Origin of the sequence: Streptococcus sanguinis SK355, from assembly GCF_000212855.1 — a bacterium.
Taxonomy (GTDB): domain Bacteria; phylum Bacillota; class Bacilli; order Lactobacillales; family Streptococcaceae; genus Streptococcus; species Streptococcus sanguinis_A.
This window is the reverse complement of sequence record NZ_GL890993.1, coordinates 2030011-2049688: the sequence shown is the minus strand read 5'-3', so window position 1 is coordinate 2049688 and position 19678 is coordinate 2030011. Positions and strand designations below refer to the sequence as shown.

Sequence of the window (19678 nt, the reverse complement as noted above, 5' to 3'; positions counted from 1 at the left end):
GCTGAAGTATGAAGGATAAGATTAAACGAGCACGATTGATTTATAACCCGACTTCGGGACAGGAAATTATTAAGAAAAATATTGCGGAAGTTCTGGATGTTTTGGAGGATGTGGGCTATGAAACCAGTGCCTACCAAACCACTCCAGCGCCTCTTTCTGCTCAAAAAGAAGCTGAGAGAGCAGCAAAAGCAGGATTTGATTTGATTATTGCGGCAGGCGGCGACGGTACCATCAATGAGGTAGTCAATGGTGTGGCGAATCTGGATGAACGGCCTAAATTGGCCTTTATTCCAACTGGCACAACCAACGATTATGCGCGTGCTCTGAAGATTCCCATGGGAGATCCGGTAGCGGCAGCCCGCATTATTGAAAAGAACCAGACCATAAAGATGGATATTGGCCGGGCATATGGTAACAAGTATTTTATCAATATTGCAGCGGCTGGAACCCTAACAGAGCTAACTTATAGCGTACCTAGCGAGGTCAAATCCCGCCTAGGCTACTTTGCCTATGTCGCAGAAGGAGCAAAAAAGCTACCTCGCTCTAAGTTCCGCAAGGTTCGTATCAAGCACGATCACGGTGTCTTTGAAGGGAAGATTTCGCTGATGTTTGCGGCTCTGACCAACTCTATCGGTGGTTTTGAAAAGCTAGCACCGGACACAAAATTAGATGACGGGAATTTTACCTTGATTTTGGTCAAGACAGCCAATCTCTTCGATATGCTGAGTCTGATGATGCAGGCTATTAATGGCGGTCAGCACGTTGGCGATATCAATGTAGAATACCTCAAAACAAGCAAGTTGCAGCTGGAAATTTTAGACAAAAAAGGTCCATTTATGCTGAATTTGGATGGAGAATACGGCGGCGATACGCCTGTTGAACTGGAAGTGCTGCACGGACATTTGGAATTTTTTGCCAATATCGATGAAATCAGTCATACAGCCCTTTCAATAGAATAATTTTAGATAAGAGATGAAAGAACATGCTAGACTATAAAGTCTTAGTCCATTACCACAATCCTACTGGAGATTATTTCTCCTATGATATGTGGCAGTGGCAAATAAACCAATGGGGAAAGGAAACAGCCTTTTCCAAACTTGATTATTTTGGTATTCAGGGGGAATTATCATTTGAGACCTGGGAGCATTTGAATCACGCTCATGTGATTATCAAACGTTCAGACTGGTCTAGCCAGTCCTGTGACTATCATATTGATTTGTTGCCTCCTCATCTGGTGACGGAAATTTGGCTGATTGAGGGAGATGCTCAGGTTTATTATTCCCTACAGGCTGCAACGACAAGTCATCAGTATTCACGCCGGCGTCCGCATAACTTTGATATGGCCCTGAGAACAGAATACTTTGATGAATGCTGGGGCTATCAAGGCTGGTTGGGACACCGTCAGACAGACGGCGCACATACTTTCAAAGTTTGGGCACCGACAGCTAGGAAGGTAAAGCTGGTAGTGTATGAATCGGCTGACAATCAAGCTCCTGTTTATAAAATCTTCCCAATGCAAAAAGGAGAACGATATTCTCACGACCATAAGGAAAATACCATCGGTGTCTGGTCAGCTGAAATAGCAGAGGACTTGACCGGCAAAACTTATCACTACCATGTTAGCTTTGAATACCGCAATTTTTATACTCGTGATCCCTATACTGTTGCGACCAGTCCAGATGGCAAGCGCTCAGCGATTCTTGGGGTAAATGAGACTGAAGTAGCTGGTTTTCAAGTCCGTCAAGGCAAAGAAGCTCTCTGGCGTTTGGACAATCCAAATCAGGCAGTGATTTATGAGATGCATATTCGGGATTTGACCAAGTCGGAGACTTCAGGCGTGGATAGTCAGCTACGCGGTACTTTCTTGGGAGCCTGTCAAAAAGGAACTACCAATCATCTAGGGCAAAAAACAGGTTTTGACTATATCAGCGATTTAGGCGTTAATGTTGTCCAGCTTCAGCCTGTCTCTGACCGTCACAAGGACTATGATGAAAATGGAGAGCTGATTTACAACTGGGGCTATGACCCACAGAACTATCATGCTCCGGAGACTAGCTTTTCCAGCAATCCTGCCGACCCAGCGCAGGCTATTCGAGATTTGAAAACAATGATTCAGGCCTACCATGATGCGGGTATTTCGGTGACACTGGATGTTGTTTACAATCACATCTACTCGACCTATGATTCTGCTTTCCAAGCTACGGTACCGGATTATTACTATCGGATGAATCCTAATGGCTCTTTCCAAAACGGAACTGGAGTGGGGAGTGAGACGGCCAGCGAGCATGAGATGTTCCGCAAGTTTATGATTGACTCTCTGCTGTACTGGGTAGAGGAGTTCAATGTAGATGGCTTCCGCTTCGACCTAATGGGAATTCATGATGTAGAAACGATGAATGCCATCCGTCAAGCTATGGATAAGGTGGATCCGAGAATCCTGCTCTATGGAGAGGGCTGGGATATGGGTACGGGTCTGAGACCAGAAGAAAAAGCTAAGAAGGACAATGCTTATCAGTTACCGCGGATTGGATTTTTCAACGACACTGAGCGCGATGCAGTCAAGGGAGCCGAGGTTTACGGTGGCATCAAGGCTGGTTTTGTCAGTGGTCAGGCGACGGAGGATATCGTCGCTAAGTCTATCCTTGGTAGCAGTGAGCTAGGCAGCTATCTCAGCCCTGATCAAGTTCTTAACTACGTGGAGGCTCACGATAATTTCAACCTGCATGATTTGCTTGCGGAGCTGCATCCCGATGATGATGTACTGACTCGCACCAAGCGGATTGAGCTGGCAACTGCCATGAACCTTCTCATGCAAGGCATGGCTTTCATGGAGCTGGGACAGGAATTTTCCCGAACCAAGCTAGTGGCGACTGGAGAAGACGGTCAAGTTCTTCACAGTGATCGCGAAAGGGCAATGAACAGCTACAATGCGCCAGATGCAGTCAATCAGGTGAATTGGGATATTTTGCAGGACCATCAAGAGAGCATTGATTTTATCAAGGACATCATTCGTCTCAAGACAAGCTGCAAGGCCTTTTCTTATCAGACCTATGAAGATATTTATAAGCATGTCTTTGTTCAATCAGCAGAGCAGGGCAGTGGTTTGATTATCTTTGAGATTAAGGACGACAAGCATTATCAGGTTATTTTTAATGCCAGCGGGCTTCCTTACTATCTACCTAATGCAGACAAGCTGCGTCTCTTAGTAGGCAATAGTCGTCATAAGAAGCCTTTCTATGTTGAAAATCTGACGGTTTCTGTTTTTGAAGTTATTCAATAAGATATTAGCTACAAGAAAAGCCTTAAGTCCAATGGACTTAAGGCTTTTGCTATCTATGGATTGGCTGTGGAGCTAGAGCTGGAAGAGCTCGAGTCTTCCTGACTGCTGTCTTCGTCGCTGCTGCTAGTTTGGAACTGCTCTGGATGCAGTGCCCTATAGCTTGGCGAATTAAAGAGGTCCACAGTGGAAACATTGCCTCGCTTGGAGTAAAGACTGGTTGATTGGTCGCCTTTTTCTTTTTCAATAGCCAACAAGGCTTTCATTGAATTAAGATAAGAGTAATCTTTAGGGTTGACCTTGCCTAAGTCATTTCCCTTGTAGAAGCGAATCAAGTCACCGGTTTGAATAGCGTCACTCATCTTAAGCTGAGTATTGGCGGCATTACGAATCTCATCCAGTTCTTTCTTGATAGTTTCATCTGGATTGGTAATTTCTTCACCGGTTTGGGTGTAGTAGGTCCGTCCGTTGAAGCTAGTGTATTTTGGAGTGACAAAGTTATTGCTGGATCGGAAAGCTGTGATTTGCTGATGCTGAGATGACAGCAGGTCTTGTCCAACCTGAAGGTAGTTTTTAGAGTCAATGCCCAGCAAATGCTCCAATGTTGGGAGCATATCCACTTGACCGCCGTAGGTATCAATTATCTTTCCTTTGTCCATGCCAGGTACCACTACCATGTATGGTACGCGCTGCATCATAGCATTGTCATAATTGGACCAAGTCTCAGAAGTCTTTCCTACAAGAGGGGCTAAGTTAGGATTACGGGTTTGGGAAATTCCAAAATGGTCTCCGTAGAGAACGATAATAGAGTTGTCATAGAGGCCGGATTCTTTGAGATAATCAAACAAGGCCTTGACAGAAGAATCTAGGTAGTTGGCCGTGGCAAAGTAGCCGTTGATGGTTTCATCCTTGGTCTTAGCCAGCGGGAAGCCAATCTCGTCACCAATCAAGCTAGTCGTGTAAGGATAGTGATTGGAAACCGTGATATACTTAGCATAGAAAGGCTGCTGCAGGTGTTCCAGATATTTGATGGAATCTTTCAGCATAATCTTGTCATTCAAGCCGTACTGGAAGGAGTTGGTATCGTCCTGCTTGGTAAAGTATGACGCATCAAAGAAATAGTTATAACCCCATTGCTTGTAAGCAGTATTGCGGTTCCAGAAGCTTCCTGTATTTCCATGGAAAACAGCAGAAGTATAGTCGCCGTTTTTGGAAAGAATAAAAGGTGCTGCTTGCTGGGTATTGGTACCACCGTAGTTGACCATGAAGGAGCCTTGATTGAGACCGAAGAGCCCAGTTTCAATCATGGTTTCAGCGTCAGAAGTCTTGCCAGCCTTGACTTGGTTGAAGACATTAGAGAAAGCCAGAGTCGAATTGGAGTGGTAGAGGGAATTGAGGAAAGGTGTCACCTCGTACTCTTTCCCATCTGCCTGCAGCTTATAGTCAATCAGGAACTGCTGGAAGCTTTCCAGATGGACATAGATGACGTTGCGTCCTTTGGCAATCCCGTAATATTCTGGATTTGGTTCCGCATAATGGGATTGGATATATTCTGTTACTGGTTCCAAGTCTTTTTCAGAAGCTTTGGAGCGCTCACGATTGGCGGTATATGTCTGGTTAGCACTGTAACCTAGAAAGGCTGGCAATCCTAGAGCCCGAACGACATAATAGTTGGAAAATCCACGTGACAAGAGCTCAGGCCGGTCAATTTCAGCCAAGAAAAGGTTGGCTGAGAAAAGCATGGCGGACAGAGAGGTCACGGCAAAGCTGGCGCGTTTATTGAAAGGCCGGTCATCCATGCGGATATATTTTTTAAAGAATAAGAAGGCCAAAATAGGGAAATCAATCAGATAAAGAATATCCCAAGGGCGGAAGAGCTCAAGTGCTGCTTCCCCAAGTCCAGCTGAAACGCTGCTAGAAGCCAACATGGTGTTGACCGTAACAAAGTCGCTGAACTCGCGATAGTAAATGGAGTTAGATACCAGCCAAGCAAAGAGGAGCAGATAAATTCCGAAGGCTAGGCTGTAGAATAATTTTGTACGTTTTACATAAAGTGCTAGTCCTAGCAGCAAGAGGCTGATAGGGAAAGGGTTGATAATAGCTAAAAATACTTGATAAAGACCTTGAATATCGAGGTTGAAATCAATCGTGTAGGCCCACATGGTTTTTATCCAATAGAGGACCAGTAAAATCAAGACAAAACCTAGTCTCGTACTCATGAAATTGAGTAAATTCTTGGTTATTTTTTTCACAAAAAGTTACTTCCTTGTCTTATTTCCTAAAAATTTTCTCCTCTAAGTATAACATAATTTCTCCAGTTAAGGAAAATTTGAGCTGCATTTGAGATATTTTAAATCGGCGAAATTGTAATATTTCTATAAAAGCCTTATCCCCTCTATGGAGAGGTTTATAGTCGTTTTGCACTCGTTTGTGAAATCTTTTATTAACTCAAATGTAAAATATGTTTTGAGAATTTTCACAATCTTTGGTATAATATAATTTATGAATAAACTTACTGTTAGTCAAGAGGCAGAAGAAAAACTGAGAAAGGGCATTCTTTTATTAGATAAAAAGGATTTTTCTGCTCTTTCGCTTCAGAATCAATGTGTGGAGCTGCAAAACCGTCAGGGAAAGTTCTTAGGCACAGCTTATCTCTCTCCGCAGAATAAGGGAGTAGGCTGGCTGGTTTCCCAGAAGAAGGTAGAGCTGAACTCGGATTTTTTTCAAGACCTCTTTGAGCAGGCTAAGAGCAGACGTTCTACTTATTTTCATTCGTCTGACACAACAGCCTTTCGACTCTTTAATCAAGAGGGGGATGGCTTCGGTGGCTTCACAGTGGATTTCTACAATGACTTTGCGCTTTTTGCTTGGTACAATGACTTTGTCTTTGCTATCAAGGAGCAGATTCTGACAGCCTTCGCTAAGGTTTTCCCAGAGATTCAGGGAGCTTATGAAAAGATTCGTTTCAAGGGTTTGAACTACGAATCGGCTCATCTCTATGGAGAGGAAGCGCCGGAAACTTTCACAGTCTTGGAGAACGGTGTTCGCTATCAGGTTTTTCTGAATGACGGTCTTATGACCGGTATCTTTCTGGATCAGCACGATGTGCGTGCTAGTCTGGTAGATGGTCTGGCTGCTGGTAAAAGTTTACTCAATATGTTTTCCTATACAGCTGCTTTTTCAGTAGCAGCAGCTATGGGCGGTGCCAGTCAGACAGTCTCAGTGGATTTGGCCAAGCGCAGTCGTGAGCTGTCAGAGGCTCATTTTCTGGCCAATGGTTTGACACTGGATCAGCATCGCTTTCAGGTGATGGATGTCTTTGATTATTTCAAGTACGCTAAGCGTCACGATCTAAACTTTGATGTCATTGTGATAGATCCGCCCAGCTTTGCTAGAAATAAAAAGCGGACATTCTCGGTTGCTAAAGATTATCATCGTTTGGTTGCACAAGCTTTGGAAATCCTGAATCCTCAGGGAATCATGATTTTAAGTACCAATGCAGCCAATCTTTCCAAAAGTAAGTTTAAACAAGAAATTGAAAAAGGCCTTGCTGGCAGAAAGCACCGCTATCTTGCGGAGTATGGCCTGCCAGCAGACTTTGTCTATAATAAAAAAGACGGGAGCAGTAATTACCTCAAGGTATTTACAATAAAGGTGGACCAATGAAATTAGTCGTTTCTGTAATGCCCAAGAGTTTAGAAGAAGCTCAAGAAATTGATGTATCACGCTACGAAGATGCTGATATTATTGAATGGCGGGCAGATTTTCTGGCCAAGGATGATATTTTAAATGTTGCGCCAGCTATTTTTGAAAAATTTGCCGGACGTGAATTGATTTTCACCTTGCGGACCCGTCAGGAAGGCGGAGAAATCGAACTGTCCGATGATGAATATGTAGCTCTCATCAAGGAAGTAGCCAATTTTTACCAGCCGGATTATATCGACTTTGAATATTTCTCTTACAAGGGGAAATTTGAAGAAATGCTGGAGTTTCCTAATCTGGTGCTGAGCTACCATAACTTTGAGGAGACGCCTGAAAATATGATGGAAATCCTGTCTGAGCTTACTTCTCTGACCCCTAAGGTGGTCAAGGTTTCTGTCATGGCTCACAATGAGCAGGATGTGCTGGACTTGATGAACTATACTCGCGGTTTCAAGACTTTGAATCCTGAGCAGGATTTTGTCACCATTTCCATGGGAAAAATCGGCAAGATTTCACGCATTGCGGCTGATTTGACAGGTTCCAGCTGGTCTTTTGCCAGCCAGGAGATGGCGTCAGCACCTGGTCAGATTTCTCTGAGCAATATGAAGAAAATCCAGGAGATTTTGAATGAGAATTAATGGCCACACCCGCATGGCTGCTGTGGTTGCCAAGCCAATTAAGCACAGTATTTCTCCTCTTATTCACAATATGGCTTTTGAAAAGACTGATGTCAATGGTGTCTATCTAGCTTGGGAAGTAGAAGCAAAGGATCTGCAGGCCAGTATAGAAAATATCCGCAGATACGATATGTTTGGTGTCAATCTTTCCATGCCCTACAAGCAGGAAGTGATACCTTATCTAGATGAGCTGGATGTCAGTGCCCGCCTTATCGGAGCAGTCAATACGGTTGTGAATAAAAATGGAATTTTAGTTGGTTATAACACAGATGGCAAGGGATTTTTTAAGAGCTTGCCTTCTTTTGCTATTCAGGGCAAAAAAATGACGATTTTGGGAGCAGGTGGAGCAGCGACAGCTATTATTGCTCAAGCAGCTTTGGACAATGCAGAGGAAATTTTCGTCTTTACTCGCCAAGCTTCCTATGAGAAGACTGTCAGAAAGATGGCAGCTATCAGCCACCAAACCAAGAGTCGTATCCAAGTACTAACCTTAGAGGATGCGGATAGCTTACAGAATACAATCAACCAATCAGACCTTCTGGTCAATGGGACTAGTCTAGGTATGGATGGCATCAGCATGCCCCTGCCTGAACAGCTTGAACTGCCTAGCCAGATTTTAGTTGCAGATGTTATCTACCAACCTTTTGAAACGCCCTTTCTCAAATGGGCCAGAAATCAAAATATCACAGCGGTCAATGGACTTGGTATGCTGCTCTATCAAGGAGCAGAAGCCTTTGAGCTTTGGACTGGCAAGCCTATGCCCAGTCAGGAAATTTGGCAGTATTTAGAAGAATTGTATAAATAAGGAGGCGCTTATGAAACTGAATGTGAATCTCCCGCATCATCCCTATGATATTCTCATCGAAAAGGGGTCTTTATCTCAGGCTGGAAGTTGGCTGAGTCAGCTTTGGCAGCCTCAGAAGGTGGTTATCGTCACGGACAATCGAGTGGCTAGACTCTATGCGGAAAAGGTCAAGCTGAGCTTGGAAGCGGCTGGATTTGAAACTTTTGTCTTTGATTTTTTAGAAGGCGAAGCCAGCAAGAACTTAAAGACGGTCAACAAAGTCTATGAGTTTTTGGTCAAGGTTGGTCTGACCCGCAGCGATGGTATCGTGGCCTTGGGAGGCGGCGTTGTTGGTGATTTGGCAGGATTTGCTGCATCGACCTACATGCGGGGCATTCATTTCGTGCAGATTCCGACCAGTCTGACAGCCCAAGTAGACTCTTCTATCGGTGGCAAGACCGGCGTTAATACTCCTTGGGCCAAGAATATGGTCGGGACCTTTACCCAGCCTGACGGAGTTCTGATTGACCCAGAAGTCTTGCATACTTTGGGCCAGCGTGAATTGATCGAAGGTATGGGCGAGGTAGTCAAGTACGGCTTGATTGAAGATAAGGAACTCTGGGATGAGCTGTCAGAAATGGATGGCAGTCCAGAGTCTATTTTGGAGCATGCAGAGAGCATCATCTACCATTCTTGCGATGTCAAGCGTAAAATTGTGGTCGAAGACGAGCTGGATAATGGCGCCCGCCTCTATCTGAATTTCGGTCATACTATTGGGCACGCTATCGAAGCGACAGCAGGCTACGGAAAAGTCATGCACGGTGAAGCCGTGGCGATTGGCATGGTACAGGTTTCTAGTGTTGCTGAAAAGAAAGGCCTCATGCCAGCCGGAATTACAGAAGACATCATCCGTATGTGCCAGAAGTTTGGTTTGCCGGTGGATTACCATCCTTGGAATGAGAATGCTCTCTATCAGGCTCTGACCCACGATAAGAAAGCTCGAGGCAACTCTATCAAGCTAGTACTGGTGCCCGAGCTAGGGTCGGCTAGTATTCACCAGATTCCGCTGGAAGAGATGAAAGAATTTCTGAAGAAATAAGTGCCAGATGGAGTTTAAGTCGATTGAACAGTTTGGATGAAAAATAGACAGAATGTCCAGTGTTTCCATCCCAGAAATAGGAGAGAATGTATGAGATATTTAACTGCAGGAGAATCCCATGGACCACGTCTGACAGCTATTATTGAGGGAGTGCCGGCTGGTCTTCCTTTGACCGCTGACTATATCAATGCTGAGCTCAAGCGCCGCCAGGGTGGGTACGGCCGCGGTGCCCGCATGAAGATTGAAAGTGACCAAGTTGAGATTACCTCTGGGGTTCGCCATGGCTTGACCATGGGCGGCCCGCTTACCCTCAATGTCACAAATCTCGATCATCAGAAGTGGCTGGAGATTATGAGTGCGGCAGATGTGGATGAAAAGAAAAAAGGGCTGCGCAAGATTACCAAACCGCGCCCTGGGCATGCTGATTTAGTTGGTGGCATGAAATACCGCTTTGAGGATTTGCGGAATTCCCTAGAGCGTTCTTCTGCCCGCGAAACGACTATGCGTGTGGCAGTCGGAGCAGTCGCCAAGCGCTTGCTAGAAGAAATTGGTGTAGAGGTAGCCAGTCATATCGTGACCTTTGGCGGTATCGATATCGATGTACCAGATAATCTAACTGTAGCAGAAATCAAGGAAAGAGTTGCCCAGTCAGAGGTTTCCATTGTCAATCCCGAGCGTGAAGAAGAAATCAAGGCCTACATTGACCAGATTAAGAAAGACGGGGATACCATCGGTGGTGTTATTGAGACTGTCGTTGGCGGTGTGCCGGTCGGTCTGGGCTCCTATGTCCAATGGGACAAGAAGCTGGATGCCAAGCTTGCTCAGGGAGTCGTGTCCATCAATGCTTTCAAGGGAGTCGAGTTTGGTGTGGGCTTTGAAGCCGGCCGTCTCAAGGGTAGTCAGGTAATGGATGAAATCCTTTGGTCTGCGGAAGATGGCTTCACTCGCAGAACCAATAATCTAGGCGGCTTTGAGGGCGGTATGACAAATGGTCAGCCAATCGTGGTGCGAGGTGTCATGAAGCCCATTCCAACTCTTTACAAGCCACTGATGAGCGTGGATATTGAGACCCACGAGCCTTATAAGGCGACAGTGGAACGGAGCGATCCTACGGCTCTGCCTGCGGCTGGTGTTGTCATGGAAAGCGTGGTGGCAGCAGTTTTAGCCACCGAAGTACTGGAGAAGTTCTCTTCGGACAATCTGGAAGAACTAAAGGATGCGGTAGCCCGCCACCGAGAATTTGTCAAGAACTTTTAGAAGTAAGGAGAAGGGCATGGAGAGAAAAACAGTCTATATCGCAGGTCTGGGACTGATTGGAGCTTCTTTGGCTCTGGGCATTAGGCGAGCTCATCCTGAGATAGAGATTCTTGGCTATAATCGCAGTGAGGAATCACGCAGGGTTGCCTTAGAACGTGGAATGGTAGACCGGGTAACGGATGATTTTGCTGCCTTTACTCCATTGGCTGATGTGATTATTCTGGCTGTGCCCATCAAGCAGACCATAGCTTTTATCAAGGAGCTAGCAGATCTGGAACTGAAGGAAAATGTTATCATCTCTGATGCTGGATCAACCAAGGCAGAGATTGTGGTAGCAGCAGAAAAGTATCTGCAGAATAAACCCGTCCGCTTCGTTGGAGCTCATCCCATGGCTGGAAGTCACAAGACTGGAGCCAAGGCTGCCCATGTCAACCTCTTTGAAAATGCCTATTATATCTTCACCCCCTCTAGTTTGACTAAGCCTGGTACGCTTGAGGAAATGAAAGGCTTGCTGAGTGGTCTTCATGCCCGTTTTATTCAGGTAGATCCTGCAGAGCACGACCGAGTGACCAGTCAAATCAGCCATTTTCCTCATATCCTAGCCTCCAGCCTTATGGAGCAAGCAGCAGCTTATAGCCAGGAACACGAGCTGACCCAGTCTTTTGCAGCCGGCGGTTTTCGCGATATGACGCGGATTGCGGAGAGTGAGCCGGGTATGTGGACCTCTATCCTCTTGACAAATCCCGAAGCCATTTTGGAGCGGCTGGAAGATTTTAAAGATCAGTTAGACAAGGTTGCCGCAGCGATTGAGGCTAAGGACGAGACAGCTATCTGGGAGTTTTTCGACCGAGGACGGCAGAGCCGCAAGCAGATGGAAATTTATAAACGGGCCGGTGTGGACAGTTTTTATGACCTCTTTATTGAGGTGCCCGACGAAGAAGATGCGATTTTGGGTATTTTGGAGCTTCTGCGGGGAATTTCTGTCGTCAACATCCAGATTAACGAGGAAAACCGAGAAGATATCAACGGTATTCTGCAAATCACCTTTAAAAATCACCAAGATTTGGAAAAATCTGCTAAAATAGTAAGAGAAAATACGGATTACCTAGTGTCCGTAGACTAATATAGATTGGAGAACTCTATGTCAAATATTTATGATTTAGCCAATGAACTGAGCAGAAATCTGCGTGATTTACCTGAGTACAAGGCCGTCGCAGAAAGTAAGAAAGCAGTGGATGCTGATAGCGAAGCGAAGGCTATTTTTGAGGATTATCTGGCTTTCCAGCAGGAGCTGCAACAGCTGGCTCAGACTGGTCAGGTACCGACCCAGGAGGTGCAGGACAAGATGACTTCCTTTGGCGAGAAGATTCAGGGCAATGCTGTTCTTTCTGAATTCTTCAATAAGCAGCAGCAACTGTCCATCTATCTGGCGGATATCGAGCGTATCATCTTTGATCCGGTGCAGGATTTGCTTAAATAAGCTAATAAAAAAAGAAGAATCTGGGCTGAATACCCGGATTCTTTTTGCTTCAGCTCGGATTCCAGAAATTTTAAGAATTTCTGGTCTTTTTATGATAAAATAAGAAGCAACAAAGGAAAGTACGAGGTCATCTATGAAATTATCAACCAATGTAAAAGGCCTGAAGGGCCGTATTCGCGTACCAGGAGATAAGTCTATCAGCCACCGTTCCATTATTTTTGGCAGTTTGGCTAAGGGGGTCACTACTGTTCGTGACATTCTGCGAGGGGAAGATGTGCTGTCCACCATGCAGGTTTTTCGTGACTTAGGCGTGCAGATTGAGGACGATGGAAATCTAGTCAAGATACATGGTGTAGGATTTGAAGGTCTGCAAGCACCGAAAAATAAGCTGGACATGGGTAATTCTGGAACGTCTATCCGTTTGATTTCTGGTGTTTTGGCTGGCCAGGATTTTGAGGCTGAAATGTTTGGTGACGACAGTCTATCCAAGCGTCCTATGGATCGGGTGACCATTCCTCTGCGGCAGATGGGAGTAGAGATTGCTGGTCGGACTGAGCGTGATTTACCACCGCTCAAGATGAAGGGCAGCAGGGAACTGCAGCCTATCCATTATCAGCTGCCAGTGGCTTCTGCTCAGGTTAAGTCGGCCTTGATTTTTGCTGCCTTGCAGGCTCAGGGAGAGTCGGTTATTATTGAAAAGGAAATCACCCGTAATCATACAGAAGACATGATTGCCCAGTTTGGCGGGCAGATTGAAGTCAAGGGCAAGGAAATTCGCATTCAGGGCGGTCAGGAATTCACTGCTCAGGAAGTGACGGTTCCAGGAGACATTTCCAGCGCGGCTTTCTGGCTGGTGGCTGGATTGATTGTGCCGGACTCTAAGATTGTTTTAGAAAATGTCGGCATCAATGAAACTCGGACAGGGATTTTAGAAGTGATAGAGGCTATGGGTGGACGGATGACGCTGTCAGATGTCGATCCAGTATCCAAGTCTGCAACTATCACTGTTGAGATGTCTGATCTTAAGGGAACGGAGATTGGCGGCGAGATTATCCCACGCTTGATTGATGAGTTGCCGATTATTGCGCTTCTTGCGACTCAGGCTCAGGGACGGACTGTTATTCGTGATGCAGAGGAGCTCAAGGTCAAGGAAACCGACCGTATCCAGGTAGTAGCAGACGCTCTCAATAGCATGGGCGCAGCTATTACCCCGACGGAAGACGGCATGATTATCGAAGGGAAAACACCTCTTCATGGTGCCCAAGTCAATACCTTTGGTGACCATCGTATCGGAATGATGACGGCAATTGCTGCTTTGTTGGCTCAAAGTGGTCAGGTGGAACTTGAGCGGTCTGAAGCTATTAAGACTAGCTATCCAAGTTTCTTCAGCGACTTGGAGGGCTTGATGCATGGCTAAGATATTGCTGGGCTTTATGGGAGCCGGAAAATCCACAGTGGCTAGAGGCTTAGCCCAAGACTTTGTCGATATGGATGAACTGCTCTGCCAGCGGCTGGGCATGTCAATAAAGGATTATTTTGACCAGCACGGTGAAGCGGCCTTTCGGTCTGCTGAAGCCCAACTCTTAGCTGAGTTAATCGATACGGACTTGGTCGTCTCAACTGGCGGCGGTGTAGTCGTCAGCCCTGAAAATCGCAAATTACTGACTCAGAATGCTGACAATATCTACCTGAAAGCAGATTTTGAAACGCTCTATCAGCGAATCCAGCAGGATGCAGTGCAGGAGAGACCCTTGTTCTTAAACCAGAGCAAGTCAGACTTGCAGCAGATTTTTGAGCAGCGTCAGGCCTGGTACGAGAAAGTAGCGAGCCAGATTGTCGATACGAGGCTCAAAAGCCCACAGGAAATTATTGAGGAAATTCAATGAAAATAGCATTTTTAGGTCCTAGAGGCTCCTTTTCTCACCATGTAGCCCAAGCTGCCTTTCCAAGCGAGGACTTGGTGCCTTATCAGAATATCACCGAGGTCATGAAGGCTTATGAGGCTAGGGAAGTGGATTACTCGGTTGTTCCGGTGGAAAATTCCATTGAGGGCAGTGTCCATGAGACGCTGGACTATCTCTTTCATCAAGCAGATATTCAGGCAGTGGCTGAGATTGTGCAGCCCATCAAGCAGCAGCTTTTAGTGACCGATTTGGAGAAGCCAATTGAGAAAATATTTTCTCACCCGCAGGCTATCGCTCAAGGAAAGAAATACATCCGCCAACATTATCCGCAGGCTGCCATTGAGGTGACGGCTAGTACGGCCTATGCAGCTCGTTTTGTGGCAGAGCATCCTGAAAAGAATTTTGCGGCTATTGCCCCGCGCACGGCTGCAGCAGAGTACGGGCTCAAAGTAGCAGCCAGCGACATTCAGGAAATGGAAGAAAATTATACCCGCTTCTGGATTCTTGGTCATGAGGTTCCTGAGCTTCGACTGACCAAGACAGGAGACAAGCAGACACTGGCTTTGACCTTGCCGGACAATCTGCCAGGAGCTCTCTATAAGGCCTTGTCTACTTTTGCTTGGCGCGGGATTGACCTGACCAAGATTGAGAGCCGGCCTCTAAAAACGGCTCTGGGAGAGTATTTCTTCATTATTGACATTGACAACGAGCAGAAAAAATTGGCGGATTTTGCCTATCAAGAGTTGACAAGTCTTGGAATTACTTATAAAATTTTTGGTAGCTACAGTGTGTTTCTGATTCAGGACAAGTAGCAGTAGATTGGAGAAGAGATGAAGAAACCAGAAAATCTTAGCCATCATGAACAGCTCCGCTTAGATTATCTCTATAAAAATTATTATTATCTAAACGATAAAGAAAAGAAAGAATTTGACTATTTGCGGCAGAAGTCCAAGGGGATTGGCAGTTCAGCTAGTGCGCCCGACCATGAAGAGCAGCCGCATACGGTTAGTGACACTTATGAGCAAGAGCCAGTGGAAATGGATTCTTCTGGCCTCTTGCCCAAGTACCCTGAGCGTTCTTCTCGCAGCAGAAGAGAAAAGAAGGCGTCGGAAGCTCTGGCAGGAGCTGGTTTGGGACAAGACAAGCCCAAGAAACCCCGCAAAAAAATCCGCTTGAAACGAATTTTGCTTTGGGCAGGGATTTTCCTGCTGATGGTCTTGGGGGGCATGATTTTCATGTTTATCAAAGGCTTGACGACAGCTCACACTGGCAATTCTAAACCAGCAGAAACGGAATTCTTTGACGGCAAGGATACTAAGGACGGAGTGAATATCCTCATTCTCGGAACAGACGGCCGAGTTGGTGATGACTCGACTGAGACACGGACTGACTCTATCATGGTCTTGAATGTTGGTAATAAGGACCACAAGGTGAAATTGGTCAGCTTTATGCGTGATACCCTTATTCACATTGATGGCGTCAGCAATGAGTACACGGATCCGTCGCAGGCAGATTACTATGACCAAAAGCTCAATTCTGCCTACACGATTGGGGAGCAAAACCACAACCGCGGTGCAGACTATGTCCGCCAGATGCTCAAGGACAATTTTGACTTGGACATCAAATATTATGCACTGGTGGATTTCCAGACCTTTGCGACAGCTATTGACACCCTTTTCCCAAATGGCGTTAGCATGAACGCCCAGTTCTCAACCATTGATGGGGAAAAGGTGACAGAAGTTGAAGTACCAGATGACCTGAATATGAAAGACGGTGTGGTGCCTAATCAAACAATCAAGGTTGGTCAGCAGCAGATGGACGGTCGGACCTTGCTCAACTACGCTCGCTTCCGTAAGGATGACGAGGGGGACTTTGGTCGGACCCGCCGCCAGCAGGAAGTTTTGACAGCTGTTTTCCAGCAGGTCAAAGATCCGACCAAGCTCTTTACTGGGTCAGAGGCTCTTGGTAAGGTCTTTGCCTTGACTTCGACCAATGTGCCTTACAGCTTCCTTTTGACTAATGGTCTCTCTATGGCAGGAGATTCCCGCAATGGGGTTGAGCGCCTGACGATTCCGGAAAATGGCGACTGGGTTGATACCTATGACATGTACGGTGGCCAAGGACTCTTGATTGACTTTGAAGCCTATAAAGAAAGACTGCAGCAAATGGGTCTCAGATAAGATATATGATATAATGAAAGGTAGGACGATGTCCTGCCTTTTCTTTTGGGAAATGGCAGAGCGATAAAGCAGAAAGAGAAAAATATGTTAAAAAAGAATGATATGATTGAAGTTGAAATCGTGGATCTGAGCCATGAGGGAGCTGGAATTGCCAAGGCAGAAGGCCTGGTTTTCTTTGTGGAAAATGCCTTACCGGGTGAACTCATCCGCATGCGTGTGCTCAAAGTCAACAAAAAAATCGGCTTTGGCAAGGTGGAGGAATTTCTCCGTATTTCAGACCAGCGCAATGAAAATCTTGATATGGCCTATCTTCGTACGGGGATTGCTGACTTGGGGCATCTGAACTATCCAGCTCAGCTGGACTTCAAACGCAAGCAGGTCAAGGACAGTCTCTATAAGATTGCTGGTGTGTCCGATGTAGAGGTGCCGCCGACACTTGGTATGGAGCAGCCGCTGGGTTACCGCAATAAGGCTCAAGTGCCTGTCCGCCGTGTCAATGGCCAGCTGGAAACAGGATTTTTCCGGAAAAATTCCCATGACCTCCTGCCGATTGAAGATTTCTATATTCAGGATCCAGTCATTGACCAAGTTATCCTCTTTACACGTGATTTGCTGCGTCGTTTTGACCTCAAACCTTATGATGAGCAAGAAAAGACTGGACTCATTCGTAATCTAGTTGTTCGCCGTGGCCATTATTCAGGGGAAATCATGGTAATCATGGTCACAACTCGCCCTAAAATATTCCGAGTTGAGCAGTTGATGGAGCGCTTGACAGAAACCTTCCCAGCTATCAAGTCCATCATGCAGAATATCAATGACCAGCCCGGCAACGCCATTTTCGGAAAAGACTGGCGAACGCTTTATGGCCAAGACTACATTACCGACCAGATGCTGGGAAATGACTTCCAGATTGCTGCGCCCGCCTTTTACCAAGTCAATACCGAAATGGCAGAAAAGCTTTATCAGACAGCCATTGACTTTTCCGAACTGACTGCAGATGATATGGTTATCGATGCCTACTCCGGTATCGGGACGATTGGACTCTCTGTTGCTAAACATGTCAAGCAGGTCTATGGTATGGAAGTGATCCCAGAAGCGGTCGAAAATAGCCGAAAGAATGCAGAAATCAACGGCATTGCCAATGCCAGCTATGTCTGCGCTCCTGCTGAAGAAGCCATCCAAAACTGGCTTAAAGAGGGCATCCAAGCGGATGTTATCTTAGTCGATCCACCACGAAAAGGCTTGACAGAGAGCTTCATCAAAGCCAGCGTCAGCATGGAGCCCCCAAAAATCACTTATATCTCCTGCAATGTCGCAACCATGGCGCGTGATATCAAACTCTATCAAGAATTGGGCTATGAATTGAAGAAAGTGCAACCGGTAGATTTGTTTCCGCAGACGCACCATGTTGAGGCGGTATCACAGCTTGTACGAGCTGAGGCATCAGCGAAGTAGAAGTAGATGCTCCGCCCATGGGATAGGACTCGTAGAATGAGGAGGGAAACCGACGAAATAATACGGTAAGTCCGAACCGCTGAGTGTGTAGCTCTGCTGGTGAAAAACTAGGAATCTTTTAGCGAAAGATTTATTAAGCCCTTATATATCCCCGTCTAGAAAAAACGACTATCTAAGTTGGTAAATAACTTCAGGAGGTTTATACGCTATGCTTAGATCTTATGTAACTAAAAAGTATTTATTCTTCTATTTTGTGGCGATTATGATTACTTGGCTGGAGGCTGTCATTACACCAGCTTTGATTCAGTATATTGTCTCTAGTTTTACCAATCACCAGTTGCATTTGCTGTGGCAGGTCTTGATTTGGGGGATTGTGGGGAATTTGATTCTCTTGCTGGGTTTAGCGGGTAAACGCTATTACTATGCACGAGTGCTGACGGACTTCAAGTCGGGTATTAAGCAGGCTATCTTTCAGACTTTCTTATATACCCGTCGGATAGCGGATGAAGAGGTTTTATCCGACCTGGAAAATGATGTGAAACAGCTAGAAGATAACTATATTGAGCCGACTGTCATTATCATTTCTTCTTTGGGATTTACAACTGTCTCCATCTGTTATGCACTATGGACTAATTTTTTTCTAGGCCTGCTCTTTATCAATTTTTATTCGATACCTGTCCTTTGTAGTAGCATAGGTTCCAAGCGCTTGGATGCGATTTCTGAGCAGAAGTCCATGGCTAACCAAGGCTATGTCTCTCAAGTGACCAATATGATTGCGGGCGCTCGTCCGATACGGCATTATCGGGGACAAAGCATGTTTTACAAACTGTTTTCCAAAGATTTGCACAAGGCTTTAGAGCAAGAAATCGCCTATGAAAAGCAACGGACGCTAAACAGTCTCTTTATCAATGGGATTGATGCCTTTTGTTCGGTTGCGCCTATTGTGATTGGTGGTTTCATGACCTATTATAACTACCTATCTGCAGCCAGCTTTGTTGGGATTTACCTAGTTTCGCATAATATCGGCTACCAATTTCAGGAACTGTCCTACTTTATCAATACTAGGAAATCAGCTAAGTCTCTTTGTGATAAATATCAAAACTTGCTGGGAGATGAGTTGACGATGCCTTCTGTTCTTGAAACGTCCGTCTTTCCTATCCAGCTAGAGCAAGTCAGCGTAGAGCGTGATGATCAAGAAATCCTAACCCCTTGTAACCTTACCATTGAGGAAGGGGAAAAGATTGCCATTATCGGAGAAAGCGGGTCTGGGAAAACAACCTTACTTAACCTCATCTATGGAGAAATCAAGCCTAGTCAAGGTCGGATTCGCTACCATGGACAAGAGCTAAGCTCGGATGAACTTTATCAGGCAGGAGCTTACATTCTCCAGTCTAGTCATGTCTTTGATGGATTGACTCTAGAGGAAAATATCGCGCTGGGGCAAGAACTGGATTCTGTAAGGATGGAAAAAATCCTACAGCAAACCGGTTTGGAAGCACTCCAAGGCAAAACACCTAGCAATAAAACTCTGTCAGGAGGTGAGAAGCAGCGGCTAGAAATTGCCCGCGCTCTCTATCACGATCGTCAATTTATCCTGGCTGATGAGGTCAAGGCCAATCTGGACCTTAAAAATCAAGAGAAAATCAGCCAGCTTCTCTTCTCTCTCCCACAAGCAGTCGTAGAAGCGATTCATCACTATAGTGAAGAGGACTTGAAGCGCTATGATAAGGTGATAGAACTGGAGAGAAGTAGATATGTGGTTGAAAATAAGTAAATGTATATTATTGTAATCTGAGAAAAATAGAAATTAACACAAACCTTGTTATAGGTCTTTTGCATACGCATATTATTGATTCTGGTTCG

The 19678-nt window shown here is 45.6% G+C and carries 16 protein-coding genes; 15 read left to right on the top strand and 1 reads right to left on the bottom strand.

The features are described 5' to 3' along the window. The first annotated feature begins 8 nt into the window (after positions 1 to 8). Both HMPREF9389_RS01580 and pulA read left to right on the top strand, forming a co-directional pair. Positions 9 to 959: a diacylglycerol kinase family lipid kinase gene (locus HMPREF9389_RS01580; protein WP_002930927.1), complete on the top strand. Its 951-nt coding sequence runs from the start codon at positions 9 to 11 to the stop codon at positions 957 to 959. 23 nt (positions 960 to 982) lie between these two features. Further along, positions 983 to 3280, top strand: a complete 2298-nt coding sequence (pulA, locus tag HMPREF9389_RS01585) for a type I pullulanase (RefSeq protein WP_002930926.1) — start codon at positions 983 to 985, stop codon at positions 3278 to 3280. A 53-nt stretch (positions 3281 to 3333) separates the two neighbouring features. On the opposite strand, the gene HMPREF9389_RS01590 is transcribed toward pulA, so the two are convergent. Next, positions 3334 to 5529, bottom strand: coding sequence for an LTA synthase family protein (locus HMPREF9389_RS01590; protein ID WP_002930925.1), 2196 nt, complete (start codon positions 5527 to 5529; stop codon positions 3334 to 3336). Positions 5530 to 5779: 250 nt separating this feature from the next. On the opposite strand from HMPREF9389_RS01590, the gene HMPREF9389_RS01595 reads away from it, so the two are divergent. From HMPREF9389_RS01595 to HMPREF9389_RS01655, 13 genes are all read left to right on the top strand, one after another. Then, positions 5780 to 6943, top strand: coding sequence for a class I SAM-dependent rRNA methyltransferase (locus tag HMPREF9389_RS01595; RefSeq protein WP_002930924.1), 1164 nt, complete (start codon positions 5780 to 5782; stop codon positions 6941 to 6943). After that, positions 6940 to 7617, top strand: a complete 678-nt coding sequence (aroD, locus tag HMPREF9389_RS01600; RefSeq protein ID WP_002930920.1) for a type I 3-dehydroquinate dehydratase — start codon at positions 6940 to 6942, stop codon at positions 7615 to 7617. Before HMPREF9389_RS01595 ends, aroD begins: the two co-directional genes overlap by 4 nt. Beyond that, the gene (locus tag HMPREF9389_RS01605) at positions 7607 to 8461 is read left to right on the top strand and encodes a shikimate dehydrogenase (protein WP_002930917.1); all 855 of its coding nucleotides are present in this window, start codon (positions 7607 to 7609) and stop codon (positions 8459 to 8461) included. The genes aroD and HMPREF9389_RS01605 overlap by 11 nt, the downstream gene beginning before the upstream one ends. Before the next feature lie 10 nt (positions 8462 to 8471). Further along, complete coding sequence (gene aroB / locus HMPREF9389_RS01610) at positions 8472 to 9539, top strand: 3-dehydroquinate synthase (protein WP_002930915.1); 1068 nt, start codon at positions 8472 to 8474, stop codon at positions 9537 to 9539. A gap of 90 nt (positions 9540 to 9629) precedes the next feature. After that, the gene (gene aroC / locus HMPREF9389_RS01615) at positions 9630 to 10796 is read left to right on the top strand and encodes a chorismate synthase (protein ID WP_002930913.1); all 1167 of its coding nucleotides are present in this window, start codon (positions 9630 to 9632) and stop codon (positions 10794 to 10796) included. Between the two features lie 16 nt (positions 10797 to 10812). After that, a complete protein-coding gene (locus tag HMPREF9389_RS01620; protein ID WP_002930912.1) occupies positions 10813 to 11919 on the top strand; it encodes a prephenate dehydrogenase in 1107 nt (368 codons plus the stop codon). A gap of 18 nt (positions 11920 to 11937) precedes the next feature. Further along, positions 11938 to 12276, top strand: a complete 339-nt coding sequence (locus tag HMPREF9389_RS01625) for a YlbF/YmcA family competence regulator (protein ID WP_002930910.1) — start codon at positions 11938 to 11940, stop codon at positions 12274 to 12276. Positions 12277 to 12409: 133 nt separating this feature from the next. Further along, positions 12410 to 13693 (top strand): 3-phosphoshikimate 1-carboxyvinyltransferase, encoded by a 1284-nt coding sequence (gene aroA, locus HMPREF9389_RS01630; RefSeq protein WP_002930908.1) that lies wholly within the window; start codon positions 12410 to 12412, stop codon positions 13691 to 13693. Continuing rightward, on the top strand, positions 13686 to 14162 hold the full coding sequence (locus HMPREF9389_RS01635) for a shikimate kinase (protein WP_002930907.1): 477 nt from the start codon (positions 13686 to 13688) through the stop codon (positions 14160 to 14162). The genes aroA and HMPREF9389_RS01635 overlap by 8 nt, the downstream gene beginning before the upstream one ends. Then, positions 14159 to 14992, top strand: a complete 834-nt coding sequence (gene pheA / locus HMPREF9389_RS01640; RefSeq protein WP_002930906.1) for a prephenate dehydratase — start codon at positions 14159 to 14161, stop codon at positions 14990 to 14992. The genes HMPREF9389_RS01635 and pheA overlap by 4 nt, the downstream gene beginning before the upstream one ends. A gap of 18 nt (positions 14993 to 15010) precedes the next feature. Next, positions 15011 to 16360, top strand: coding sequence for an LCP family protein (locus HMPREF9389_RS01645; protein WP_002930905.1), 1350 nt, complete (start codon positions 15011 to 15013; stop codon positions 16358 to 16360). An 84-nt stretch (positions 16361 to 16444) separates the two neighbouring features. Further along, positions 16445 to 17815 (top strand): 23S rRNA (uracil(1939)-C(5))-methyltransferase RlmD, encoded by a 1371-nt coding sequence (rlmD, locus tag HMPREF9389_RS01650; protein ID WP_080560792.1) that lies wholly within the window; start codon positions 16445 to 16447, stop codon positions 17813 to 17815. Positions 17816 to 18023: 208 nt separating this feature from the next. Then, positions 18024 to 19589: an ATP-binding cassette domain-containing protein gene (locus HMPREF9389_RS01655; protein ID WP_002930900.1), complete on the top strand. Its 1566-nt coding sequence runs from the start codon at positions 18024 to 18026 to the stop codon at positions 19587 to 19589. Positions 19590 to 19678: the final 89 nt, after the last annotated feature.